This window comes from Pseudomonas sp. P9_2, assembly GCF_034008255.1.
Classification (GTDB): Bacteria; Pseudomonadota; Gammaproteobacteria; order Pseudomonadales; family Pseudomonadaceae; genus Aquipseudomonas; species Aquipseudomonas synxantha_A.
In genome coordinates, this window is the sequence record NZ_CP125376.1 from 1,133,409 (window position 1) to 1,158,137 (window position 24,729).

Genomic DNA, 24,729 nt, shown 5'->3' on the forward strand with positions numbered 1-24,729 from the left:
CACCGATCGCGCTCCCCCTTGCGCCAGCGTTTTGCCCTTCTATCACTTAGATCAATCTTGCTACCCACCCTCCATTCGCGCGCTTAGACTCAGGCCAATTCCTTCAAAGGTAATCCGCCATGTCCGAGACGCTGCTCAGTTCCCGCAATCTGGCTTTCGAGCTGTACGAAGTCCTCGATGCCGAGGGCCTGACCCAGCGTGAGCGGTTTGCCGAACACAATCGCGAAACCTTCGATGCAGCCATCAGCACGGCGCGCAGCATCGCAGAGAAGTACTTCGCCCCCCACAACCGCAAGAATGATGAAAACGAGCCGCGCTATGAAGACGGCCAGGCGATCCTGATTCCGGAAGTCAAACCGGCCGTGGACGCCTTCCTGGAAGCAGGCTTCCTCAACGCTGCGCGCAGTTTCGAAGCCGGTGGCATGCAGTTGCCGACGCTGTTGTCGCAGGCGTGTTTCGCGCACTTTCAAGCGGCCAACGCCGCATCGACCTCCTACCCGTTCCTGACCATGGGCGCCGCCAACCTGATCGAAAGCTTCGGCACCGAGGAGCAGAAGCAGCGCTTCCTGCAACCGATGATCGACGGACGCTTCTTCGGCACCATGGCCCTGACCGAGCCCCATGCCGGCTCCTCGCTGTCAGATATTCGAACCCGCGCAGAACCGGCGGCTGACGGCAGTTATCGCCTCAAAGGCAACAAGATCTTCATCTCCGGTGGCGACCACTCGCTGTCGGAAAACATCGTGCACATGGTGCTGGCCAAATTGCCGGACGCACCTGCGGGTGTGAAGGGCATTTCGCTGTTTATCGTGCCCAAGTTCCTGGTCAACGATGACGGCAGCCTGGGCGAACGCAACGATGTGTTGCTGGCCGGGCTGTTTCACAAGATGGGCTGGCGCGGCACCACGTCCACGGCGCTCAACTTCGGCGATAACGGCAACTGCGTCGGCTACTTGGTGGGCAAACCGCACCAGGGCCTGAGCTGCATGTTCCAGATGATGAATGAAGCACGTATTGGCGTGGGCATGGGCGCGGTGATGCTCGGTTACGCCGGCTACCTCTACTCGCTGGACTACGCCCGCGAACGGCCCCAGGGTCGCCTGCCCGATAGCAAAGACCCAGGCACCGCACCAGTGGCGATCATTCAGCACGCCGATATCAAGCGCATGTTGCTGACCCAGAAAGCCTATGTGGAAGGCGCCTTTGACCTGGGCCTTTACGCAGCCCGACTGTTTGACGACACCACCACCCTGGCAACCGACACCGAGCGCAAGCACGCCCACGAACTGCTGGACCTGCTCACCCCCATCGTCAAATCCTGGCCGTCGGAGTTTTGCCTCAAGGCCAACGAACTGGCGATCCAGATTCTCGGCGGCCACGGCTACACCCGCGAATACCCGGTGGAGCAGTACTACCGCGACAACCGCTTGAACCCGATCCATGAAGGCACCCACGGCATCCAGTCCCTGGACTTGCTAGGGCGCAAATTGGCGCAGAACGGCGGTGCCGGCTTGAAGCAATTGATTCGCCTGATTGCCGAAACCTTGGCCCGTGCGCAGAAGTACTCCTCACTCACGGCACTGCGAGAGCCATTGGAGCAACTGGTCAACCGACTGCAAGGCGTCACGCTTGGCCTGCTGACCGATCTCGCCCAGGGCAAGGTCAACAGCAGCCTGGCGAACTCGGCGCTGTACTTGAAAGTGTTCGGGCACACGGTGATTGGCTGGCGCTGGCTGGAACAGGCGATCCGCGCTGAAGAAGGGCTGGCCAAGGGTGAAGCGGCCGATGCGGCCTTCTACAAGGGCAAGCTCCAGGCCGCCCGGTACTTCCTGACTTGGGAAGTACCGAGCTGCCATCACGAACTGGCAATTCTGGAGGCACGCGACGATACGTGCCTGGGGATGCAGGATGAGTGGTTCTAAGGCTGGATCGCCTTGGAAATCACCTCGACCGTGGCGCTGACTTGCTCTTGGTAACGGTCGAGTTCCTGTTGGTGAGCCTGTTGCATTTCGATCTGCTCGGCGCACAGGTTCAGCGCGGCCAGTACCAATAATTTGTCACCGATCAGGGTCGGGTACTTTTTCTTGGTAACCGCCAGGGAAGCCTTGAGCATGGTCACGGCATGCATCAGGGTCTGATCTTCACCGGCCGGTGCCTTGATCGAGTAATCCTCTCCGAGAATCGAAACGACCTTTATCCCCTCATTCATGCGCTGACAGGCCCTGCACTCACACGCTCAACCAGGGCCTGGATGCGTGCGGCGGTGGCGCCATGCTTTTCTTCCTGCTCCATCAGGTTCAGTTGCAGGCTGTCGTTTTCATCCTTGGCGCGAGCCAGTTCGGCCTTGAGGGATTCGTTGCTGCCCAGCAGCTCTTGATTCTGCTGTACCAGGTCGCTGACAAGTTGTTCCAATTGGCTGAGAGATGCTTCTAACATTTTGATTTCCCGGGCTTTTAAAAGGGCGGTGACGATAAAGAAAATTCACCTCGGATGCCAGGGATATCCCCGGCGTGCAGCCCGATTTATCGGGGCCGGGCCGCACTTTCGAGCCTTAGTGACTGCAATTACCCGATCTGGTTCCTCCAATGCCCCCAACCCTTGGTCAGATGCGACAAAAGCGCGCAGCCCCTTAAGACTTTAGTCGCAGGGCCGATAACGCAGGCACACCTCGTCTCATGGCCGCACGGATCGCGCTTCCCCCCAGGATTCCAGCATGTCTCTTCGTAATATGAATATCGCCCCGAGGGCCTTCCTCGGCTTCGCGTTTATTGGCGCCCTGATGTTGTTGCTGGGTGTGTTCGCCCTGAACCAGATGAGCAAGATTCGCGCAGCCACCGAAGACATCACCTCGGCCAGCGTGCCAAGCATTCGTGCCCTCGACGAATTCACCCAACTGACCCTGCGCCTGCGCGTGCTGTCGTACCGCTTGCTGACCAACCGCGAGCCGGATGTACAGCAAAAGACGTTGGAAGCCTTCGAGATGCGCAATCAGCAGATTCGCACGGCCCAGGGCATCTACGAAAAACTCATCACCAGTACCCAGGAACGCAACGCCTACGACGAATACGTGCGCCTGCTGGGCCAGTACCACCAGATTGAAGAGCGCATGAAGAGCCTTTCACGCGCCAATCAGATCGACGAGCTGCGCAACTTGCTGAACACCGAGTTGCTGAGCAACTCCGAGCAAGTCAACGCCGTATTGACCCGTTTGCTGGATATCAATAACGACGACGCCAACGCCACCAACCAGCAAGCCAAAGACCAATACGACACGGCCTTTGACCTGGTGGTGGGCCTGCTGGTGGTTGCCACGGCGCTGACCGTGTTGTTCGCCTGGTTGCTGACCCGCAGCATCACCCTGCCCATCGCCCGCGCCCTTGAAGCCGCGGAAGAAGTGGCCGAAGGCAACCTCACACGCCCGATCACCGTGGACGGCAACGATGAGGCCGGGCGCCTGCTCGCCGCCATGGCCAAGATGCAAAACAAACTGCGTGACACCCTGCAACGCATCGCCGGCTCCGCCACTCAGTTGGCGTCTGCCGCCGAAGAGCTGAACGCCGTCACCGACGAAAGCGCCCGTGGCCTGACCCAGCAAAACAACGAAATCGAACAAGCCGCCACCGCCGTCAACGAGATGACCAGCGCCGTCGAAGAAGTCGCACGCAATGCCGTGAGCACTTCCGAAGCCTCGCGCAACGCCACCACCTCTGCCGGTGATGGTCGGGACCTGGTGCAGGAAACCGTCAGCGCCATCGAACGCATGAGCGCTGACGTGCAGGCCACCGCCTCCCTGATTGGCGACTTGGCCAATGAATCGCGGGATATCGGCAAAGTGCTGGACGTGATTCGCGGCCTGGCCGACCAGACCAACCTGCTGGCCCTGAACGCGGCGATTGAAGCCGCACGGGCCGGGGAAGCCGGACGCGGGTTCGCCGTAGTGGCCGATGAGGTGCGGGCGCTGGCCCATCGCACCCAGCAGTCCACCAGCGAGATCGAACGCATGATCGGCAGTATCCAGACCGGTACCGAACATGCCGTGGATTCGATGCGCAACAGCACCGAGCGGGCCGAATCGACGCTGAACATCGCCAAGGGCGCGGGCCTGTCGCTGGATACCATCAACACGGCGATTGTCGAGATCAACGAGCGCAACCTGGTGATCGCCAGCGCGGCGGAGGAACAGGCCCAGGTGGCGCGGGAAGTGGACCGTAACCTGGTGAATATTCGCGACCTGTCGGTGCAATCCGCTACGGGCGCCAGCCAGACCAGCGCCGCGAGCAACGAACTGTCGCGCCTGGCAGTTGATCTGAATGGGATGGTAGGCCGCTTCCGTCTCTGAAATAAGCCTTTGCTCACACCGCATACCCTGTGGGAGCTGGCTTGCCTGCGATAGCAATCTGTCAGTTAGCGCCCCTGGCGCCTGGCACACCGCAATCGCAGGCAAGCCAGCTCCCACATTTGATTGATGTGCAGCCACAAAAGCTTTTTGACAGTGCAGCAATTCAACAGGTTAGAATCGCTGGCACGCAGACTGCATGGTCAGTTTGCGCCCCGTCTTCCCTGCTCTGGAGTACTGCCTTTGAATGCGACGACCATCAACAGCCTGTTCTTGATCGGCGCGTTGCTGGTAAGTGCGAGCATTCTGGTGAGTTCCCTTTCGTCCCGCCTGGGTATCCCGATTTTGGTGATCATCCTGGCCGTGGGCATGACCGCCGGTGTCGATGGCGGCGGTATCATTTTCGATAACTACCCGACTGCCTACCTGGTGGGCAACCTCGCCCTGGCCGTGATCCTGCTCGACGGCGGCTTGCGCACACGGGTGGCGAGTTTCCGCGTGGCGCTGTGGCCGGCCTTGTCCCTGGCCACGGTGGGGGTGTTGATTACCACCGGCCTCACCGGCATGGCGGCGGCCTGGCTGTTCGACCTCAATATCATCCAGGGCTTGCTGATTGGCGCCATCGTCGGCTCCACGGACGCCGCGGCAGTGTTCTCGCTGCTGGGCGGCAAGGGCCTCAACGAACGGGTCAGCGCCAGCCTGGAAATCGAATCCGGCAGCAACGACCCGATGGCGGTGTTCCTCACCGTCACCCTGATCGACATGCTCGCCAGCGGCCAGACCGGCCTGCACTGGAGCCTGTTGACTCACCTGATTCGTGAATTCGGTATCGGTGGCCTGGTGGGCCTGGGCGGCGGCTGGCTGATGCTGCAGCTGGTCAACCGCATCAACCTGGCCAACGGCCTGTACCCGATTCTGGTAATCGCCGGCGGCCTGTTCGTTTTCGCCCTGACCAACGCCCTGCACGGTAGCGGCTTCCTCGCCGTGTACCTGTGCGGTCTGGTCATCGGTAACCGCCCGGTGCGCAGCCGCCATGGCATCCTGCATATGCTCGACGGCATGGCCTGGCTGGCGCAGATCGGCATGTTCCTGGTGCTGGGCCTGTTGGTCACGCCCCATGACCTGCTGCCCATCGCCCTGCCCGCCCTGGGCCTGGCGCTGTGGATGATCCTGTTTGCGCGGCCGTTGTCGGTGATGGTTGGCCTGCTGCCGTTCAAGGCATTCCACGGTCGCGAAAAAGCCTTTATCGCCTGGGTCGGCCTGCGTGGCGCGGTGCCGATCATCCTCGCGGTGTTCCCGCTGATGGCCGGCCTGCCCCATGCGCAGCTGTACTTCAACCTGGCGTTCTTTATCGTGCTGGTGTCGCTGCTGGTGCAGGGCACAAGCCTGCCGTGGGTGGCCAAGTTGCTCAAGGTCACCGTGCCGCCGGACCCGGCACCGATTTCCCGCGCAGCCCTGGAAGTGCACGTCACCAGCGAGTGGGAGCTGTTCGTCTACCGCCTCGGCGCCGAGAAATGGTGCATCGGTGCGGCCCTGCGCGAGCTGAAAATGCCCGAAGGCACGCGCATCGCTGCGCTGTTTCGCGGCCAGCAACTGCTCCATCCGTCGGGTAGTACCGTGCTGGAAGTCGATGATTTGCTCTGTGTGATCGGCCATGAACACAACCTGCCGGCCCTGGGCAAACTGTTCAGCCAGGCACCGCAACGGGGCCTCGATTTGCGCTTCTTCGGCGACTTCGTGCTCGAAGGCGACGCCCAGCTGGGCGCGGTTTCGGCCTTGTACGGGCTCAAGCTCGAGGGTATCGACCCGGACATGCCGCTGAGTCGCTTCATCACCCAGAAGGTCGGCGGTGCACCGGTGGTAGGCGACCAGGTGGAATGGAACAACACCATCTGGACCGTCGCGGTCATGGACGGGAACAAGATTGGCAAAGTCGGCGTCAGATTCCCCGAAGGAAGTCGCCCGGGCCCCGGACTCTTCCTCTAAACTGCGGGGCAACAACGCCCCGATTCTTCACCTTGCAAGACCGGTCTCTATGCCAACCCTGCGCACTTTTATCGCCACTGCCCTGCTGGGCCTGACCCTTTGCGTCGGCGCCGTTCACGCTGCCGACCCGCCCAGCGCCGACGCCATCCAGCAAACCCTGGATAAACTGCCCGACCGCAAGCTGCCCGACGCTGACATGAAGGCGTTGCAGGGCATCCTGCAGCAGACCCTGACGTACCTGGCGAACCAGCAGGATTACGAGCAGCGCCTGGCCGATCTCAAGCGCCAGCTGGAAGAGGCACCACGCCAGACCGCCGACAACCAGCGCGAGCTGGCCCGGCTCAAGGCCACCAAAATCATCCCGGTGGCCCAACGCTACGCCTCGCTGCCCGTGCCGCAGCTTGAGCAATTGCTGGTGCAACGCAGCACCCAGCAAGGCGACCTGCAAAAAGAGCTGGCCGACGCCAACAGCCTGACCATCGCCGCCCAGACCCGCCCCGAGCGCGCCCAGACCGAAATCAGCAGCAGCCAGACGCGCATCCAGCAGATCAATGCCACGCTCAAGCTGGGCAAAGACAACGGCAAAGCCCTCAGCGGCGACCAGCGCAACCAGTTGAACGCTGAACTGGCGGCCCTGAATGCGTTGATCCCGCTGCGCCGCCAGGAGTTGGCCGGCAACAGCCAGTTGCAAGACCTGGGCAACAGCCAGCACGACCTGATCCAGGAAAAAACCGCGCGCCTGGAGCAGGAAATCCAGGACCTGCAAACCCTGATCAACCAGAAACGCCTGGCCCAGTCCCAGCAGACGGTGACCCAACAGTCCATCGAAGCCCAGAAAGCCGGGGGCAGCAGCATCCTTGCCAAGGAAAGCGCCGACAACCTGAAGCTGTCCGATTACCTGCTCAAGAGCACTGACCGTCTCAATGACCTGACCCAGAAGAACCTGCAGACCAAGCAGCAACTGGACACGATCAACCAAAGCGATTCGGCCCTGGACGAGCAGATCAACGTGCTCAAGGGCAGCCTGCTGCTTTCCAAGATTCTGTATAAGCAAAAACAGGCCCTGCCGCGCCTTACCGTCGACCGCGACCTGGCCGACGATATCGCCAACATTCGGCTGTACCAGTTCGAGGTCAACCAGCAGCGTGAGCTGATCAGTTCCCCCAGCGCCTATGTGGATAACCTGCTGGCCAACCAGCCACCGGACGAAGTCACGCCGCAACTGCGTCGCACCTTGCTGGAACTGGCGATCACCCGCAGCGACCTGCTGGAGCGCCTGAGCCGCGAGCTGAGTGCGCTACTGAACGAATCGATCACCCTGCAACTGAACCAGAAGCAACTGCTGAGCACCGCCACCACCCTGCGCGCCACGCTTGATGAGCAGATGTTCTGGATCCCGAGCAACAAGCCGCTGGACACCGAATGGCTGGAAACCGTGCCGGCGCACCTGAGCAAGCAAGTCGCCACGCTGCCCTGGGCGTCCAGTGTCAGCGAACTGTATGACGGCCTGACCCAGCGCCCGTTGCTGTTCCTGCCGCTGCTGCTGTTGCTCGGCGCGCTGTTGTGGCGACGCAAGGCGTTGTACCAGCGCCTCAACAAGGTCCACCTGGACATCGGTCACTTCAAGCGCGACAGCCAGTGGCATACGCCGCAGGCGATCCTGATCAATATTTTGCTGGCAATGCCGGTGTCACTGGGCCTGGCGCTGTGCGGCTATGCCTTGCAGATCGACGCCCGCGGGCAAAACGCCAACCTGGGCTCGGCCCTGCTGCAGATCGCCCAGGCGTGGCTGGTGTTCTACACCGCCTACCGCATCCTTGCGCCGGGCGGCGTGGCCGAACTGCACTTTCGCTGGGAGAAACCTCAGGTCCAGTTCCTCCAGGGCTGGATACGCAAGCTCGGGCTGGTGGTACTGGCGCTGGTGGCAGTGGTGGCAATTGCCGAACACCAACCGGCGGCACTGGCCGAAGACGTGCTGGGTATTGCCGTGGTGCTCACCTGCTATGGCTTGATGGCGTGGCTGCTGAGTCGCCTGCTGCTCAACAGCCCCACCCATGAAAAGGCCTCGCTGTTTCGCAAGGCCATCGGGCTGGTGTTCACCGCCCTGCCGATCGCGCTGTTCATCGCCGTGTGCTTTGGCTACTACTACACCGCCCTGAAACTCAGCGACCGGCTGATCAACACCCTGTACCTGCTGATGTTCTGGCTGGTGATCGAAGCCACCTTCGTGCGCGGCCTCGGCGTGGCAGCCCGGCGCCTGGCCTATGCCCGCGCCCTGGCCAAACGCCAGGCCGCCAAGGAAGCCGGTGATGGCGAAGCGGTGATCGAGGAGCCGACTCTGGACATCGAACAGGTCAACGAACAGTCCATGCGACTGATCCGCCTGGCCTTGCTCGGCGGCTTTATCGCAGCGCTGTACTGGGTGTGGTCGGACCTGATCTCGGTGTTTTCGTACCTGGATAACGTCACCCTGTACGAATACACCAGCGGTACGGGTGCCAATATCAGCATGGTGCCCATCAGTATCGGCGACCTGCTCGGCGCGTCGATCATCATCGGCATCACCTTCGCCCTGGCGCGCAACCTGCCCGGCCTGCTGGAAGTGCTGGTGCTGTCCAAGCTGGACCTGGCCCAGGGCAGCGCCTATGCCACCACCACCTTGCTGTCCTACATCATTGCCGGCGTAGGGTTTGTCACCACCCTGTCCACCCTCGGCGTGAGCTGGGACAAGCTGCAATGGCTGGTTGCGGCGCTGTCGGTGGGCCTGGGCTTCGGTATGCAGGAGATCTTCGCCAACTTCATCTCCGGCATCATGATCCTGTTCGAACGCCCGGTGCGCATTGGCGACACCATCACCATCGGCAACCTGTCGGGTACGGTGAGCAAGATCCGCATTCGCGCCACCACCATCACCGACTTCGACAACAAGGACATCATTGTCCCGAACAAGACCTTTATTACCGGGCAACTGATCAACTGGTCGCTGACCGACACCATCACTCGCGTGACCCTGAAACTCGGCGTGGACTACGGCTCGGACCTGGACCTGGTGAAGGAATTGTTACTGAAGGCCGCACGGGAAAACCCGCGGGTACTGAAAGAACCCGAACCCCACGTGTACTTCCTCAACTTCGGCGAAAGCACCCTGGACCACGAGCTGCGCATGCATGTGCGCGACCTGGGCGACCGCAATCCGGTGCTCGACGAGGTCAACCGCTTTATCAACCGTGAGTTCAAGAAACAGCACATCAACATCTCGTTCAGGCAGATGGAGATCTACCTGAAAAACCTCCACGGCCAGGAATACAAACTGGTGCCGGCCGAGGATGAGCGCAAGACCATCGTCGAGCCCGTCGACAAGCCCGACGCACCAGAGCCACCCGCCGGCAAAGTGGTGGATGCGCCGGAGCCGCCACCGAGCAAACTCGACTAAACGCCCTATCCCCAGCAGAATGCTCGGACATTCTGCTGGAGATGGCCGGTGAAAGCCCTCGACGAACTGACCTTCGACAACCGCTTCGCACGCCTGGGCGACGCGTTCTCAACCCACGTATTGCCAGAGCCCCTGGACGAACCGCGCCTGGTCGTGGCAAGCAAGGCCGCCATGGCCCTGCTGGACCTCGACGCGGCCGTGGCTGAAACGCCCGTGTTTGCCGAACTGTTTGGCGGCCACAAGCTGTGGGCCGAAGCCGAACCAAGGGCGATGGTCTATTCGGGGCATCAGTTTGGCGGCTACACCCCGCAATTGGGCGATGGCCGCGGGTTGTTGCTGGGCGAGGTCTACAACGAGGCCGGCGAACATTGGGATTTGCACCTCAAGGGCGCGGGGATGACGCCTTACTCGCGCATGGGCGACGGGCGTGCGGTGTTGCGCTCTTCGATTCGCGAATTCCTCGCCTCCGAAGCACTACACGCGCTGGGCATCCCCAGCAGCCGCGCACTATGCGTGATCGGCTCCAGCACCCCGGTCTGGCGTGAGAAACAGGAACGTGGCGCCATGGTTTTGCGCCTGGCCCATAGCCATATCCGCTTCGGGCATTTCGAATACTTCTACTACACCAAGAAGCCCGAACAGCAGGCCGAGTTGGCCGAACATGTCTTGAACCTGCATTACCCCGAGTGCCGTGAACAGCCTGAACCTTACCTCGCGATGTTCCGCGAGATCGTCGAGCGCAATGCCGAGCTGATCGCCAAATGGCAGGCGTACGGCTTCTGCCACGGTGTGATGAACACCGACAACATGTCGATCCTGGGCATCACCTTCGACTTCGGGCCGTTTGCGTTTCTTGATGATTTTGACGCGCACTTCATCTGCAACCATTCCGACCATGAAGGGCGTTACTCCTTCAGCAACCAAGTACCGATCGGGCAGTGGAACCTCAGCGCATTGGCCCAGGCGCTTACGCCGTTTATCAGCGTTGATGCGCTCAAAGAAGCCCTCGGCCTGTACCTGCCGCTATACCAAGCCCACTATCTGGACCTGATGCGCCGCCGCCTGGGGCTGACCACCGCCGAAGAGGATGACCAGACGCTGGTGGAGAGTTTGCTCAAGCTGATGCAGAACAGCGGCGTGGACTACACGCTGTTCTTCCGTCGACTGGGCGATGAATCGGCGGCGCTGGCCGTGGCGCGGTTGCGCGATGACTTTGTCGACATGGCCGGGTTCGATGCCTGGGCCGAACTCTACAAAGCCCGCGTTGCGCGGGACGGGGATTACACCCAGGAACAGCGCCGCGAGCGCATGCATGCGGTGAACCCGCTCTACATCCTGCGCAACTATCTGGCCCAAAACGCCATCGCCGCCGCCGAGGCCGGGGACTACAGCGAAGTGCGGCGGCTGCATGAGGTGCTTTGCAAACCGTTTGAGGAACAAACGGGAATGGAGCAGTACGCGCAGCGGCCGCCGGATTGGGGCAGGCATTTGGAGATCAGTTGTTCATCGTAAGCCCTAAAGACAATGGAATTATTCTGCGGTGAATAGGCTCATCAGATCTGAGGCATACGCTGATGCTCCAGATCATAGGCCTCCACCCAGTCAGAAATGATGTCCAGTAGCCCACCCATTGGATGGTCTTCATCTTCTCCCATGATATCGAGCAGCTCATCAATCGCCTCGACCAGGGCGTCATAATCCTCCTCGGTTTGGGGTTTGCGCAGCAGCGTTGCAACGTAAGGCCAATGCTCAATGGCCAGTTTCAAAGCGTCGTTCATGCTTTGTCCTTTTTATCGAGTGTTGATAAACCGCGTCGCCGACACCAGATTGAAGCCAATAGCCGCCCCCAAGGAGCCCCCGATGTCCGAAACTCTTGTAATCCCCTGCCCTCATTGCAATGGCCTCAACCGCATCCCCGGCGAACGCCTGGGTGATGCGCCCAAATGCGGGCGTTGCAAGCAGTCGGTGTTGTTGAATAGGCCCTTTGAATTGAAACAAGGCGACTACGCCAGCCAGATCAAGGGCGACTTGCCGTTGCTGGTGGATGTGTGGGCCGACTGGTGCGGGCCGTGCAAGTCGTTTGCGCCGGTATTCGAGCAGGCCGCCGGGCAGCTTGAAGGCAAGTGCCGGCTGGCGAAGCTGGACAGTGAGGCTAATCAGCAGCTGTCGGCGCAGTTGGGGATTCGTTCTATTCCCAGTTTGATTCTGTTCAAGAACGGTCGCGAAGTGGCGCGCCAGAGTGGGGCCTTTCCGTTGCCGCAGTTGATGAACTGGTTGCGTAGCCAGGGGGTGTAAACATCCCCCGCCATCAACTCGGTCAATGTGGGAGCTGGCTTGCCTGCGATGCAGGCGACTCGGTCGGTCTGATATACCGAGGCGATGCCATCGCAGGCAAGCCAGCTCCCACATTGAATGCATTTCAGCTTTAGGTCAGCGGGGCTTCGCGGTCCATCATCTGGCTGACCAGCATGACACCCAGTTCGCTTAACTGGTGGATGGCCAGCGCTACGTCGCGGTGTTCGCCGGCGAGGTCGTTGGACAGGTTGAGCAGCAAGGTGCGCACCGAGGAGAAGGTTTCGTAGCTGTTGAGCACGAGGGTTTCGGTGGGGAGGTTGGGTGTAACGGTATAAAGGTTAACCATGGATCGTCTCCGAGTAGAGGAGCCGCAACCTACCGCTACTAAACGGAGGGTGGCAGCTGTACGCAGGTTAGTAGACCGGGGAGACGCAACCGGCGCGCTCGAAAGCGCCCTCCGTACAGCCACCATCAAATCCAGGAAGATCCTGATGACGATTTGCCGTACGTCTCACCACGGGCTACTAAACCCGATCACTGAACATTCAGCGACCGGCAAACCTTAGAGACGCCCATCCAGACGCACAAGCCGGCCGATTCTGGCGTAGCTGTAGGCAAGGTTACAAGGCACAAGCCCTATTGCCAGACCGGTCCTACAGCCTCTGTGGGACGATTCATTGGAATACCATCCAAATGTGGGAGGGGGCTTGCCCCCTCCCACATTTGATCTGTGTGGCACTTGAAATCAGGCGTTTTCCAGCAGGTTATGCAATTCGACGAACTGCTGAGTCAGCTTATGCCGTGGGTCCAGGTGGATCAGCGGCTTGCTCTCCTGGTGCGACTCGCGCATTCGCACCGAGCTGGCCAGGTACACCGGCAGCACTGGCAGCCCTTCGGCAATCAGTTCATCCAGAATCTGCTGCGGCAGGCTGGCCCGGGCCTGAAACTGGTTGACCACGATGCCTTCCACTTCCAGGCCTTCATTATGGTCGTCCTTCAGTTCTTCGATTTCCGCGAGCAGGCCATATAGCGCCTGGCGCGAAAAACTGTCGCAATCGAAAGGGATCAGCACACGATCAGCCGCAATCAGCGCAGAAACCGCATAGAAGTTCAACGCGGGTGGGGTGTCGAGGTAAATCCGGTCGTAATCCTCGCTCAACTCATCCAGCAGCTTTCGCAGCTTGTTGATCTTGTGCTTGGCTTCGAGCTTGGGCTGCAGGTCTGCCAGCTCGGCGGTGGCGGTGATGACGTGCAGGTTGTCGAACGGCGTTTCGTAGATATCAACCTTGTTCTTCTTCGAAAAAGGCCCGGAAGACAACGTTTGCTTGAAAAAATCCGCGATCCCCATGGGGATGTCTTCGCCCGTCAAGCCGGTCAGGTACTGGGTCGAGTTGGCTTGCGCATCGAGGTCCACCAACAGGGTTCGATAACCTTCGCTGGCGCTGACCGCCGCCAGGTTGCAGGCGATGCTGGACTTGCCCACGCCGCCTTTTTGATTGAACACCACACGCCGCATGGAAAAACCTCCGTGTATCAATGAATGACCGAGTGTAGAGCGCAAAAGCGCCAGTTAGCTACCTCGTTCATCCATACGCTGTGCCTGGCTCACAAATGAATGGGAAATCTCCGACGACCCAGCCTGGCCTGTGATCGCCGACAATCTGTAAATTCTTCCAACTTATTTGTGATCAATAGTGAACAAACTTTCACCACTATTTGCTAGAACCCCGCGGCACCGGGATAATGCGCGCCATTCGGCTATTGCTCTCTGTCCCGGAATCCGGGGCCATTGGCCGCACATGGAAGCCCGCAGGGGCGGGATAACTTCTCAGTGATCAACTTCAACATCGCCCAATGGCGCGCCTGGGCTCCTGGCCTTGAGAGTGCGCACGACTGGCACGCCTGGTGCCGGGACCCGGTGTTGCTGCCCGTCAGCGAAGCCTGCCCGGATGTGTCATTTCTGCCAGCTATGCAGCGCCGCCGCTTGAGCCGGCTGGCGCGCATGGCATTCAGCGTCGGCTGGCCGCTGGCCGAGGGCCTTGCAGAGCTGCCGCTGGTGTTCATTTCCCGCCACGGCGAAACCCCGCGCACCCTGGATATCCTCAGCGATTTGGCCAACGAGCAGCCGCTGTCGCCCACCCAGTTCAGCCTGTCGGTGCACAACGCGGTGATCGGCCTGTGGTCGATCCTGCGCAATGAAACCGCCGAGATGACTGCCCTCGCTGCCGTCGGCGATGGCCTGGAGCACGGCCTCCTCGAAGCCGCCGCATTGCTCAACGAAGGCGCCCCGGCGGTGCTGCTGGTGATCACTGAAGAACAGCCGCCCGAAGCCTACGCCGGCTGGATCCATGACGTACCTTTCCCCTATGCCCTCGGCCTGTTGCTGACACCGGGCGACGAGTGGCAGCTGGAACTCACCACCGGCACTGTCCAACCCTCCACCATCGCCCAGTGGCCCCACGCCCTGAACCTGCTGCGCACCCTGCTGACCGAACAGGGCGCCTGCCAACATGCCTGGAAGAACCGAGTATGGAACTGGCAACGCAAGCCCTGACCGACAAGCCTCGGGACGCCTATTACTGGCGCCTGTTCGCTACCGCCGCGAGCTTTTTCCTGTTTGGCGTGGGCGGGTTGTGCCTGCGTTTGCTGGTGTTTCCATTGCTCAGTTGCTTGCCGGGCAGTGCCCAACAGCACCAGCGCCGTGCACGTCACACCATCAGCCGGCTGTTCTGGTTCTTTGTGCGGTTGATGCAGCGTGTCGGCGTGCTGACCTACAGCGTGGAGGGCGCCGAAAAGCTCGGGCGTCCAGGGCAGATGATCGTTGCCAACCACCCGTCGCTGATCGATGTGGTGTTCCTGATCGGCCTGATGCGCCAGACCAACTGCGTGGTCAAGCAGAGCCTGTTCCAGAACCCCTTCACCCGCGGGCCGGTGCGTGATGCCGGCTACATCAGCAACGACGGCAGCGCCGACATGCTCGATGCGGCTGCCGATGCCCTGCGCGCCGGCCAGACCCTGATCATCTTTCCCGAAGGCACCCGCACCACACCCGGCGCGGCCCCCGCCTTTCATCGCGGCGGCGCGGCCATTGCCCTGCGGGGTGCGACAATCATCACCCCGGTAGTGATCAAGGTCAGCCCCACCACCCTGACCAAGGCCGAACCCTGGTATCGCATCCCCAAACGTCGATTTCACTTCAGTTTGCGCGTGGGGGCCGATATAGAGCCACAAGCGTTTGCCGCGCTCGGCGCCGCGCCCCAGGCTTCACGCAAGCTCAACGATTACCTGCATCACTATTTCATTAAGGAGCTCGCCGAAGATGAGCGACCAAAAAAGCCTTGAGCACGAGATAAAAGAGCTGATCATCGAGGCCCTGGGTCTGGAAGACATCAGCGCCGACGACATTGGCAGCGAACAGACTCTGTTTGGCGAAGGCCTGGGCCTGGACTCGGTCGACGCCCTGGAATTGGGCCTGGCAATTCAGAAAAAGTACGGCATCAAAATCGATGCCGACGCCAAGGACACCCGCAATCACTTCACCAACGTGGCCAGCCTTGCGGCGTTCGTCACGGCCCGACAGGCAGCTTGAGACCGTACCATGCAAACTCGTGACGATATTTTCAACACCCTGCGCGATGCCTTGGTGGAACTGTTTGAACTGGAACCTGCGCGCGTCACCCTCGACGCCAACCTGTATCAAGACCTGGAAATCGACAGCATCGACGCCGTGGACCTGATCGACCACATCAAGCGCCAGACCGGCAAGAAGATCGCCGCCGAAGAATTCAAGGCGGTGCGCACCGTGAACGACGTGGTTGAGGCGGTATACCGTCTGGTCCAGCCCGCCGCATGAGCCGGCTGATCGGCCTTGGCCTGTTGTTGGCGGGGCTGCTGTACCCCTTTGCGGTGTATTACGGCACCGAGCATTTTGCACCGTGGCAATTCGGCCTGTTGCTGGGCAGCCTGTGGCTGTTGCGCGCCCTGACCGCTGGGCGGCGCCCGGGCAGCCGCTGGATGGCGGTGACGGTGATCGTGTTCTGCGTGCTGCTGGCCTGGTTCGATAACCCGCAGTGGCTGCGTTGGTACCCCAGCCTGGTCAGTGCGTTCATGTTGGCGCTGTTCGGCCTGAGCCTGAAATACGGCCCGCCGATGGTCGAGCGCCTGGCACGCATGACTGACCCGCAACTGCCGCCGAAGGCAATCGTGTATACCCGCCAGGTCACCGTGGTGTGGAGTGCATTTTTTCTGTGTAATGGCTTGCTCGCCGCCGCGCTCACGCTGTGGGCGCCGCTGAGCTGGTGGACGTTGTACAACGGCTTGATCGCCTACGGGCTGATGGCGCTGTTGTTTGCCGTGGAATGGCTGGTACGACAAAGGGTTCGAGGCCGCGTATGAATGGGTTGAAACTTGAGCACTTGTTGCTTGAGCCGCTGCAACAGCGCTGGGTCACCACCGAGCCTGACATGAATCACGCCCAGCTGTGGGAAGCATCCCTGCGCCTGGCGGCCGGCTTGCAGGCGCGAGGCATCCAGCGCCTGGCCGTGTACCTGGAAGACGCGGGCGTCCTGGCGATTGCCTTGCTGGGCGCCTGGCGCGCCGGTGCCAGCGTACTGCTGCCGGCCGACCTGCAGCCCCAGACCCGCCATCGCTGGGATCCTGCCGTCGACGCCTGGTTGATCGAAGCCGCTGATCTCGAGGCGCTGTACCAGGCGCCCCTGAGCCCTGCGGTTCTCGACCTGGACACCTGCCAACTGAGCCTGTGCACCTCCGGTTCCAGCGGCGAGCCCAAGCGCATCGACAAGTCCCTGCGCCAACTGGCCAATGAAGTCGAGGCGCTGGAAGCCCTGTGGGGGGCGGACCTCAAAGACGCCTGCATCATCGGCAGCGTCGCCACCCAGCACATCTACGGCTTGCTGTTTCGCGTGCTGTGGCCGCTGTGCGCAGGTCGCACCTTTGTGCGCAAGCAACTGGCGTTCCCCGAAGACATGCAGCGCGCCAGCCGCGAGCACCCACAATTTGCCTGGGTCGCCAGCCCGGCGCTGCTCAAACGCATGGGCGACAACCTCGACTGGCCGGCACTGAGCCAGGTTGCGCGGGTGTTTTCCTCCGGTGGCGCGCTGCCCGTTGAAGCCGCCGGCAGTCTGTATGACCGCTTGCAGCAATGGCCGACGGAAATTCTCGGCAGCTCGGAAACCGGCGGCATCGCCTGGCGCCAGGGTGCACAACCCTGGCAGCCGTTTGCCGACGTGCAACTGAGCCAGGATGCCGACGGCGCACTGCGTATCGCATCAAAGTACCTGCCCGAAGGGCACATCGAACAGACCGCCGACGCTGCACGCATCCATGCCGATGGCCGTTTTGAATTGCTGGGCCGCCTGGACCGTATCGTCAAGCTGGAAGAAAAACGTATCTCCCTGCCGATGCTCGAACAGGCGTTGATGACCCACTCCTGGGTCGCCGAAACCCGCCTGGGTGTGGTGCAGGAAAACCGCGCCTCCCTTGGCGCACTGGTGGTGCTCAGCAGCGATGGCCTGCATGCCCTGCGCAACCAGGGCCGGCGCACGCTCACCCAAACCCTGCGCCAGCACCTGAGCCAACACTGCGAAGCCCTGGCCCTGCCGCGTCGCTGGCGGTTGCTGCGCCAATTGCCGCTCAACAGCCAGGGCAAGCTGCCCCAGGCCGATATCGAAGCACTTCTGCTGGCTCCCCGGCCAAAAGCCCCCGAAGTGCTGGAGCAGGTCGAAGCCGATGGTGAATGGACCGTGCAACTGAGCGTCCCGCCGGACCTGGCCTATTTCAGCGGACACTTCCCGGTAACGCCGGTGCTGCCGGGCGTGGTGCAAGTGGAATGGGCGTTCAACCTGGGCCAGCAACTGCTCGACTTGCCGAGCACCTTCGCCGGCATGGAAGTGCTCAAGTTCCAGCAACTGGTGCGCCCGGGCGATCAGATTGAACTGCACCTGCGCTTTGACCGGGAACGCAGCAAGCTTTATTTCACCTACCGCAACGGCGTTGCCGCCTGTTCCAGCGGTCGCATACAGTTGGTGACTGCGAATGCATAACCCCTGCGCCCTGATTCCGGTGTACAACCACGAAACTGCCGTACCCGCCGTGGTCCGCAGCCTGCTGGGCAGCGGCTTGCCGTGCCTGCTGGTCGACGACGGCAGCAGCCCGGCCTGCGCAGCGGTGTTGGCGCAATTGGCCACCCTCGACAACGTCACCCTGTTGACCCTGCCCAGCAACCAGGGCAAGGGCGGCGCAGTGATGGCCGGCTTTCGCGAAGCGGCGCGCCGGGGCTACACCCACGCCCTGCAAGTGGACGCCGACGGCCAGCACGACCTGCGTGAAGTCGAGACCTTTATCGACACCTCGCGCCGACACCCTGACGCCGTCATCTGCGGCTACCCCGAATACGACGACAGCGTGCCCAAAGGCCGCTTGTATGCGCGCTACCTGACCCACGTGTGGGTGTGGATCAACACCCTGTCGTTGCAGATTCGCGACTCGATGTGCGGTTTTCGCGTGTACCCGCTGGCGCCAACCCTGGTCTTGATCGACTCGGCCTACATCGGCACGCACATGGATTTCGACTCGGACATCCTGGTGCGCCTGGCCTGGCGCAACCAACCGATGCGCTGGCTGCCGACCCAGGTGCACTACCCTGCCGACGGCTTGTCGCACTTTCGCTTGTTCCGCGACAACGTTCGCATCAGCGCCATGCACACGCGGCTGTTTTTCGGCATGTTGGTGCGTGCGCCGATGATCCTGTGGCGACGGTGGCAGGCATGAGCGACAGCACCAAGCACTGGGCCGACCGCGAGGAACGCGGCAGCTTCTGGCTGATGAAGCTCACGGCGCTCGCCGCAAAAGTCCTGGGTCGTCGCCTGTTGAGCCCTTTGCTCTACAGCATCGTTTTCTACTTCTTTCTGTTTGGCCGCACGGCGCGCCACAGCGCCTGGCAATATCAACAGCGCCTGGCCCAATGGAGTGGGCGCGATGAACTACTGCCCAGCCACCGGAAAGTCTTCGGCCAGTTCATGGCCTTCGCCGATTCCCTGCTCGACAAGCTCGACGTATGGAACGGCAAGCTGGGCCTGGAACAGATCGAAATCAACGACCCGGCGCAATTGCGCGGGCAACTGCGTGGCGCACGCGGGCAGATGCTGGTGGGCGCGCACCTGGGCAACCTGGAAGTGTGCCGTGCACTGGCGGAGATCGGTGAACAGGTCACCATGAACGTGTTGGTGCACACCAAGCACGCCGAGCGTTTCAACCGCCTGCTGGGCGAAGCCGGGGCCAGCCATTTGCGCCTGATCCAGGTCAGCGAGTTGGACCCGGCCACCATGCTGCTGCTCAGCCAGCGCCTGGACGACGGCGAATGGCTGGCGATTGCCGGTGACCGCATACCGTTGCACGGTGGGCGCACGGTGCGCGTGGATTTTCTCGGCCACCCGGCTGCGTTCCCCCAAGGCCCGTGGCTGCTGGCCGGGCTGCTCAAATGCCCGGTCAACTTGCTGATGTGCCTCAAACACCAAGGCCGCTATCGCCTGACCATCGAGCCTTTCGCACCGTTGATCGAATGGAAGCGCAGCACCCGCGAGCAAGTGATTGCCGAGTGGACCGCCCGCTACGCCGCACGCCTGGGCCAGTTCTGCCTGCAAGCGCCCCAACAATGGTTCAACTTTTACACTTTCTGGAAGACCGATGACGACGCATCTTGAGCCGGTAACCTTTGGCGAACGCCCCTTGCGCATCGAAGACGTGCTGGCCCTGGCCAACCGTCAGGTGCCCACGCAATTGCAGGGTGATGCTGCCTATCGTCAGCGCATCGCCAAGGGCGCGCAGTTTCTCGACTCGCTGCTGGACAAGGAAGGCGTGATCTACGGCGTGACCACCGGCTACGGCGACTCCTGCGTGGTGGCGGTACCGCTGGAACACGTCGAAGCCTTGCCGCGTCACCTGTACACCTTTCACGGTTGCGGCCTGGGCAAGTTGCTCGACGCCCAAGCCACCCGCGCAGTATTGGCGGCGCGTTTGCAGTCGCTGTGCCATGGCGTGTCGGGCGTACGCGTGGAGCTGCTGGAACGTCTGCACGCCTTCCTTGAACACGATGTGCTGCCACTGATCCCGGAAGAAGGCTCGGTGGGCGCCAGCGGTGATCTGACGCCGCTGTCCTACGTGGCAGCGACCTTGTCCGGCGAACGTGAAGTGCTGTTTCGTGGCGAACGCCGCCCGGCGGCCGACGTGCACCGCGAACTGGGCTGGGAGCCTTTGGTGCTGCGCCCCAAGGAAGCCCTGGCCTTGATGAACGGCACCGCCGTGATGACTGGCCTGGCCTGCCTGGCTTTCGCCCGCGCCGACTACCTGCTGCACCTGGCCACACGCATCACCGCGCTCAATGTGGTGGCGCTGCAAGGCAACCCGGAACACTTCGACGAGCGCCTGTTCGCCGCCAAGCCGCACCCTGGGCAGATGCAAGTGGCCGCGTGGCTGCGCAACGACCTGGCGATCGATGCACCGACCGCGCCGCTGCATCGCTTGCAGGATCGCTACTCGCTGCGCTGCGCGCCCCATGTACTCGGCGTGTTGGCCGACAGCCTGAGCTGGCTGCGCTCGTTCATCGAGATCGAACTCAACAGCGCCAACGACAACCCGATCATCGACGCTGAAGAAGAACGCGTACTGCACGGCGGGCACTTCTACGGCGGGCATATCGCCTTCGCCATGGACAGCCTCAAGACCCTGGTGGCCAACGTCGCCGACCTGCTCGACCGCCAGCTCGCGCTGCTGGTGGACGTGCGCTACAACCACGGCCTGCCGAGCAACCTGTCGGGCGCACTGGCCGACCGCGCGATGATCAACCACGGCTTCAAGGCGGTGCAGATCGGCACCAGCGCCTGGACCGCCGAAGCGCTGAAAAACACTATGCCGGCCAGCGTGTTTTCGCGCTCCACCGAGTGCCACAACCAGGACAAGGTGAGCATGGGCACCATTGCCGCCCGCGATGCAATCCGCGTACTGGAGCTGACCGAACAAGTAGCCGCCGCCACCCTGCTCGCAGCCAACCAGGGTGTGTGGCTGCGCGCCCAAGCAGAAGATGCCCGAGCGCTGCCACCGGCACTGGCCGCAATGCACGCAGAATTGGCCATGGACTTCCCGCCAGTCATCGAAGACCGTGCCCTGGAAGGCGAACTGCGCCTGTGCCTGCAACGCATCGCCACGCAACACTGGAGGCTGCATGCGTAGCCCCGGCGTATTGCACTGCGACACGCAAATCCTCGTGCCGTTTTTCGATATCGACACCATGAACGTGGTGTGGCACGGGCACTACGTGAAATACCTGGAAGTGGCGCGCTGTGCGCTGCTGGACAAGATCGGCCATAACTACACGGCGATGCTCGAGTCCGGCTACGCCTGGCCGGTGATCGACATGCAGCTACGCTATGTACGTGGCGCGACCTTCGGTCAGACGCTCAATGTGCGTGCCAGCCTGGTGGAGTGGGAGAACCGTTTGAAGGTCAACTACCTGATCACTGACCTGGCGAGCGGCGAGCGTTTGACCCGCGCCAGCACCGTGCAGGTGGCGGTGCAAATCGCCAACCGCGAGATGCAACTTGCCTCGCCCACGATATTCACCGATGCCGTAGAAAGGGCCCTGAAATGCTGACCCCTGTGGGAGCGGGCTTGCCCGCGATGGTCGTTAACGATAACGCACGACGCCTGACACTACGCAGCGTCCTCAGGTTCTTCGCGGGCAAGCCCGCTCCCACAGGGATTGTGCTTATCCTGCTGTTGGGCGTTCCAGGCTTGGCCCAGGCTTTCGACTTGCAGCAGTTGAGCGATCAGCTTGCCAAACCCTCTGTCATCCACGGCAACTTCACCCAGGAAAAACACCTGCGCGCCCTGCCCCAGCCGCTGGTCAGCAAAGGCACCTTCGTGCTCGCCAAGGACCACGGCCTGTTATGGCTGCTCAAGACCCCGCTGCAACAGGACTACCGCATCACAGGCCAAGGCATAGCCCGGCGTGACGCCAATGGCTGGCAACCGCTGCCGAACAAGAGCGCCGGGGCCGAGCAGAATCGCCTGTTCCTCGCGGTGCTGCAGGGCGACAGCAGCGGCTTGCAGCGTGACTTCGAACTGCAACTGCAAGGCCAGGCCCACAACTGGAAGCTCACGCTGACCCCGCGCTCATTGCTGCTCAAGCAAGTGTTCACCCGGATCAATATCGACGGCGGCGAACTGGTGCAAACCATTGAGCTGCTGGAAACCCAGGGCGACAGCACCGTATTGCGTATGCAGGACAGCACGGCCGACCAACCCTTGAGCGATACGGAGCAACACGACTTTGCCCAGTGAGCGCCTGCTGCCGCGCCTGTTCCTGATCCTGCTGGTGGCCGTGCTGGCCCTGGCCGGCTGGCAGTGGCGCGATGGCGCGCCGTTGTCGGCCAACCTGATGGAACTGGTGCCGGGCAGTACGCCGGACGCCCTGGAACAGCAGGCCGAACAGCGTATGCAAGAACCGCTGAACCGCGAGATGCTGGTACTGGTGGGCCATGCCGACCGCCAGCAAGCACTGGCCGCGGCGCAGAAAATGGGCGAGCGTTGGCAGGCCAGCGGTCTGTTTGAACGGGTGCAATGGAACCTGCAAGCCGACTTGCCGGCGTTGCGCGAGCAACTGCTGCGCGGGCGCTTGTCGATGCTCTCGGCCAACGACCGTGAGCAACTGATCGAACGCCCCGACGCTTTTATTCAGCAGCGGGTACAAGCGCTGTTCGATCCGTTCACCGGCTTCAGCCTGGTGCCGAGCCAGGACGACTGGCTCGGCCTGACCGGGCGTATCCAGAACAGCCAGCCGCAACATGGCGCGGTTCAGCTGGACATCGGCAGCGGCGCCTTGATCGCCGAAGCCGACGGCCAAAGCTGGGTGCTGGTGCGGGCACGCACCCACGGCAATGCCTTCGATATGAAATTGCCGTTGCAAGTGGCGGATTTGCTCCAGGCCAGCCGCGAGCAGGCTGGTGAGGACGGCGCGCAATTGCTCGCCGCCAGCGGCTTGCTCTACGCGGCCAATGGGCAGCAGCAAGCCACGCGGGAAATCACCTGGGTCGGCGGTGGTGCAACCGTCGGCATCCTGTTGTTGCTGTTGCTGGCCTTCCGGCGCTGGCGGGTGTTGCTGGCCTTTGTACCGGTGCTGGTGGGCATGGTGTTTGGCGCAGTCGCGTGTGTGGCGCTGTTTGGGCATATGCATGTGATGACCCTGGTGCTGGGCTCCAGCCTGATCGGCGTGGCGGTGGATTACCCCCTGCACTACCTGTCCAAAAGCTGGAGCCTGCAACCCTGGCGCAGTTGGCCGGCGTTGCGCCTGACCCTGCCGGGCCTGAGCCTGAGCCTGGCCACCAGTTGCATCGGCTACCTGGCGCTGGCCTGGACACCCTTCCCGGCGCTGACGCAAATCGCGGTGTTCTCCGCCGCCGGGCTGGTGGGCGCTTATTTGTGTGCGGTGTGCCTGCTGCCTGCGCTGCTCAAGGGCGTGGAGCTGCGCCCGGCGCAATGGCCGCTGCGTGTCGCCCAGGCCCTATGGCAACTGCGTACCGCCTTGATCAAACGCGTGCCCGGTTCAGTGCTGCTGGTGGCGGTGCTGGTGTTCTGCGCCGCCGGCCTGTGGCAGCTCAACAGCAAGAACGATATTCGCCAGTGGATCGGCGCGCCGCCGCAATTGCTCCAGGAAGCACAGGCCGTAGCGCGCATCACCGGGTTCCAGCCCACCAGCCAGTTTTTCCTGGTGCGCGCAGATAATCAGCAGCAGTTGCTGGAACGCCAAGCCGCCTTGGGCAAACGCCTGGATCAGTTGGTGAACATGGACAAGCTCCAGGGTTACCTGGCGCTCAATCAACTGGTGAACCTGCCCGAGGAGCAGCAACAACTGCGCGATGCGCTGAACACTCTGGCGCAGCACTGGCAACCGCTGCTGGACCTCGGCGTACCCGTCAGTGCCCTGCAGGCTGAAGTCACGCAGTTGCAGGCGCTGCCCACTCAAGACATTGACGCAGCCCTGCAAGGCCCGCTGGCCGAACCCTGGCGCACGCTCTGGCTCGGCCCGGTCGACGGCGGCGTGGCGGCCATGGTCAGCCTGCAAGGCTTGAACAACCCGGCGTTGCTGCGGGTGCAGGCGCTGGATTTGCCCGGCGTGCAACTGGTCGATCGCCTGGGCGACCTGAACCGCGTGTTTGCCGACACGCAAATCAGCGCAGCCGAATTGAAGTTGCTGTCGTGCGTGCTGATCGTGCTGTTGCTGATTGTGCCCTTCGGTTTTGGCGGCGCCTTGCGTATCGTCGCCCTGCCCCTGCTGGCCGCGCTGTGCAGCCTGGCCAGCCTCGGCTGGCTGGGCCAGCCGCTGACCTTGTTCAGCCTGTTTGGCCTGTTGCTGGTCACGGCCATCAGCGTTGACTACGCGATCTTGATGCGCGAGCAGATCGGCGGCCCGGCCGTCAGCCTCTTGGGAACACTGCTGGCGGCGTTGACAACCTGGTTGTCGTTCGGCCTGCTGGCGGTGTCGAGTACACCGGCCGTGAGTAATTTCGGTTTATCGGTCAGCCTGGGCCTGGCATTCAGCTTTATGCTGGCGCCCTGGGCCGCCCAGCAGAAACACACCTTATGAATGCGATTATCGCCCATGCGG

The 24,729-nt window shown here is 62.1% G+C and carries 21 protein-coding genes and 3 pseudogenes; 19 read left to right on the forward strand and 5 right to left on the reverse strand.

Going from position 1 to position 24,729, the window contains the following annotated elements:
- Nucleotides 1-119: 119 nt before the first annotated feature.
- Nucleotides 120-1,922 (forward strand): acyl-CoA dehydrogenase, encoded by a 1,803-nt coding sequence (locus tag QMK52_RS04895; RefSeq protein ID WP_320403865.1) that lies wholly within the window; start codon nucleotides 120-122, stop codon nucleotides 1,920-1,922.
- On the opposite strand, the gene QMK52_RS04900 is transcribed toward QMK52_RS04895, so the two are convergent.
- Nucleotides 1,919-2,209 (reverse strand): cell division protein ZapA, encoded by a 291-nt coding sequence (locus QMK52_RS04900; RefSeq protein WP_005784113.1) that lies wholly within the window; start codon nucleotides 2,207-2,209, stop codon nucleotides 1,919-1,921. The genes QMK52_RS04895 and QMK52_RS04900 overlap by 4 nt on opposite strands.
- Nucleotides 2,206-2,436 carry a hypothetical protein gene (locus tag QMK52_RS04905; protein ID WP_003187970.1) on the reverse strand — a complete coding sequence of 77 codons (231 nt, stop codon included), beginning with the start codon at nucleotides 2,434-2,436 and terminating at the stop codon, nucleotides 2,206-2,208. Before QMK52_RS04905 ends, QMK52_RS04900 begins: the two co-directional genes overlap by 4 nt.
- A gap of 343 nt (nucleotides 2,437-2,779) precedes the next feature.
- Here QMK52_RS04905 and QMK52_RS27310 point away from each other — a divergent pair.
- From QMK52_RS27310 to selO, 5 genes and pseudogenes are all read left to right on the forward strand, one after another.
- Nucleotides 2,780-3,436 (forward strand): annotated as a pseudogene (locus tag QMK52_RS27310) (MCP four helix bundle domain-containing protein); the annotation flags it as partial.
- Nucleotides 3,437-3,739: 303 nt separating this feature from the next.
- A pseudogene (locus tag QMK52_RS27315) lies at nucleotides 3,740-4,339 on the forward strand (methyl-accepting chemotaxis protein); the annotation flags it as partial.
- Nucleotides 4,340-4,579: 240 nt separating this feature from the next.
- Nucleotides 4,580-6,322 (forward strand): potassium/proton antiporter, encoded by a 1,743-nt coding sequence (locus QMK52_RS04915; RefSeq protein WP_005784108.1) that lies wholly within the window; start codon nucleotides 4,580-4,582, stop codon nucleotides 6,320-6,322.
- 49 nt (nucleotides 6,323-6,371) lie between these two features.
- Nucleotides 6,372-9,755 (forward strand): mechanosensitive channel MscK, encoded by a 3,384-nt coding sequence (gene mscK, locus QMK52_RS04920; protein ID WP_320403866.1) that lies wholly within the window; start codon nucleotides 6,372-6,374, stop codon nucleotides 9,753-9,755.
- Nucleotides 9,756-9,803: 48 nt separating this feature from the next.
- On the forward strand, nucleotides 9,804-11,267 hold the full coding sequence (gene selO, locus QMK52_RS04925) for a protein adenylyltransferase SelO (protein WP_320403867.1): 1,464 nt from the start codon (nucleotides 9,804-9,806) through the stop codon (nucleotides 11,265-11,267).
- Between the two features lie 50 nt (nucleotides 11,268-11,317).
- On the opposite strand, the pseudogene QMK52_RS04930 reads toward selO, so the two are convergent.
- Nucleotides 11,318-11,533, reverse strand: a pseudogene (locus QMK52_RS04930) (hypothetical protein); the annotation flags it as partial.
- An 82-nt stretch (nucleotides 11,534-11,615) separates the two neighbouring features.
- Between QMK52_RS04930 and trxC the strand changes: the two are divergent.
- Nucleotides 11,616-12,050, forward strand: a complete 435-nt coding sequence (trxC, locus tag QMK52_RS04935) for a thioredoxin TrxC (protein ID WP_320403868.1) — start codon at nucleotides 11,616-11,618, stop codon at nucleotides 12,048-12,050.
- A gap of 130 nt (nucleotides 12,051-12,180) precedes the next feature.
- Here trxC and QMK52_RS04940 read toward each other — a convergent pair whose 3' ends face one another.
- On the reverse strand, nucleotides 12,181-12,396 hold the full coding sequence (locus tag QMK52_RS04940) for a DUF6124 family protein (RefSeq protein ID WP_005784098.1): 216 nt from the start codon (nucleotides 12,394-12,396) through the stop codon (nucleotides 12,181-12,183).
- A 399-nt stretch (nucleotides 12,397-12,795) separates the two neighbouring features.
- Nucleotides 12,796-13,566, reverse strand: a complete 771-nt coding sequence (locus QMK52_RS04945) for a ParA family protein (RefSeq protein WP_005784096.1) — start codon at nucleotides 13,564-13,566, stop codon at nucleotides 12,796-12,798.
- A gap of 315 nt (nucleotides 13,567-13,881) precedes the next feature.
- Between QMK52_RS04945 and QMK52_RS04950 the strand changes: the two genes are divergently transcribed.
- Genes QMK52_RS04950 through QMK52_RS05005 form a run of 12 tightly spaced genes read left to right on the forward strand, consistent with a single transcriptional unit; the run spans nucleotide 13,882 to nucleotide 24,708 of the window.
- Nucleotides 13,882-14,604, forward strand: a complete 723-nt coding sequence (locus QMK52_RS04950; RefSeq protein WP_078820110.1) for a beta-ketoacyl synthase chain length factor — start codon at nucleotides 13,882-13,884, stop codon at nucleotides 14,602-14,604.
- Complete coding sequence (locus tag QMK52_RS04955) at nucleotides 14,580-15,392, forward strand: lysophospholipid acyltransferase family protein (RefSeq protein WP_320403869.1); 813 nt, start codon at nucleotides 14,580-14,582, stop codon at nucleotides 15,390-15,392. The genes QMK52_RS04950 and QMK52_RS04955 overlap by 25 nt, the downstream gene beginning before the upstream one ends.
- The gene (locus QMK52_RS04960; protein ID WP_320403870.1) at nucleotides 15,370-15,639 is read left to right on the forward strand and encodes a phosphopantetheine-binding protein; all 270 of its coding nucleotides are present in this window, start codon (nucleotides 15,370-15,372) and stop codon (nucleotides 15,637-15,639) included. The genes QMK52_RS04955 and QMK52_RS04960 overlap by 23 nt, the downstream gene beginning before the upstream one ends.
- Before the next feature lie 9 nt (nucleotides 15,640-15,648).
- A complete protein-coding gene (locus tag QMK52_RS04965) occupies nucleotides 15,649-15,903 on the forward strand; it encodes an acyl carrier protein (protein ID WP_005784088.1) in 255 nt (84 codons plus the stop codon).
- Complete coding sequence (locus tag QMK52_RS04970) at nucleotides 15,900-16,445, forward strand: hypothetical protein (RefSeq protein ID WP_078820107.1); 546 nt, start codon at nucleotides 15,900-15,902, stop codon at nucleotides 16,443-16,445. The genes QMK52_RS04965 and QMK52_RS04970 overlap by 4 nt, the downstream gene beginning before the upstream one ends.
- Nucleotides 16,442-18,112 (forward strand): AMP-binding protein, encoded by a 1,671-nt coding sequence (locus QMK52_RS04975; RefSeq protein WP_320403871.1) that lies wholly within the window; start codon nucleotides 16,442-16,444, stop codon nucleotides 18,110-18,112. The genes QMK52_RS04970 and QMK52_RS04975 overlap by 4 nt, the downstream gene beginning before the upstream one ends.
- Nucleotides 18,105-18,839, forward strand: a complete 735-nt coding sequence (locus QMK52_RS04980; RefSeq protein ID WP_320403872.1) for a glycosyltransferase family 2 protein — start codon at nucleotides 18,105-18,107, stop codon at nucleotides 18,837-18,839. The genes QMK52_RS04975 and QMK52_RS04980 overlap by 8 nt, the downstream gene beginning before the upstream one ends.
- Nucleotides 18,836-19,771, forward strand: coding sequence for a glycosyl transferase (locus QMK52_RS04985; protein ID WP_320403873.1), 936 nt, complete (start codon nucleotides 18,836-18,838; stop codon nucleotides 19,769-19,771). Before QMK52_RS04980 ends, QMK52_RS04985 begins: the two co-directional genes overlap by 4 nt.
- Complete coding sequence (locus tag QMK52_RS04990; protein WP_194439918.1) at nucleotides 19,755-21,296, forward strand: HAL/PAL/TAL family ammonia-lyase; 1,542 nt, start codon at nucleotides 19,755-19,757, stop codon at nucleotides 21,294-21,296. Before QMK52_RS04985 ends, QMK52_RS04990 begins: the two co-directional genes overlap by 17 nt.
- On the forward strand, nucleotides 21,289-21,717 hold the full coding sequence (locus tag QMK52_RS04995; RefSeq protein WP_194439917.1) for an acyl-CoA thioesterase: 429 nt from the start codon (nucleotides 21,289-21,291) through the stop codon (nucleotides 21,715-21,717). Before QMK52_RS04990 ends, QMK52_RS04995 begins: the two co-directional genes overlap by 8 nt.
- A 26-nt stretch (nucleotides 21,718-21,743) precedes the next feature.
- The gene (locus QMK52_RS05000; protein WP_320404187.1) at nucleotides 21,744-22,406 is read left to right on the forward strand and encodes an outer membrane lipoprotein carrier protein LolA; all 663 of its coding nucleotides are present in this window, start codon (nucleotides 21,744-21,746) and stop codon (nucleotides 22,404-22,406) included.
- On the forward strand, nucleotides 22,396-24,708 hold the full coding sequence (locus QMK52_RS05005; RefSeq protein WP_320403874.1) for an MMPL family transporter: 2,313 nt from the start codon (nucleotides 22,396-22,398) through the stop codon (nucleotides 24,706-24,708). Before QMK52_RS05000 ends, QMK52_RS05005 begins: the two co-directional genes overlap by 11 nt.
- Nucleotides 24,709-24,729: the final 21 nt, after the last annotated feature.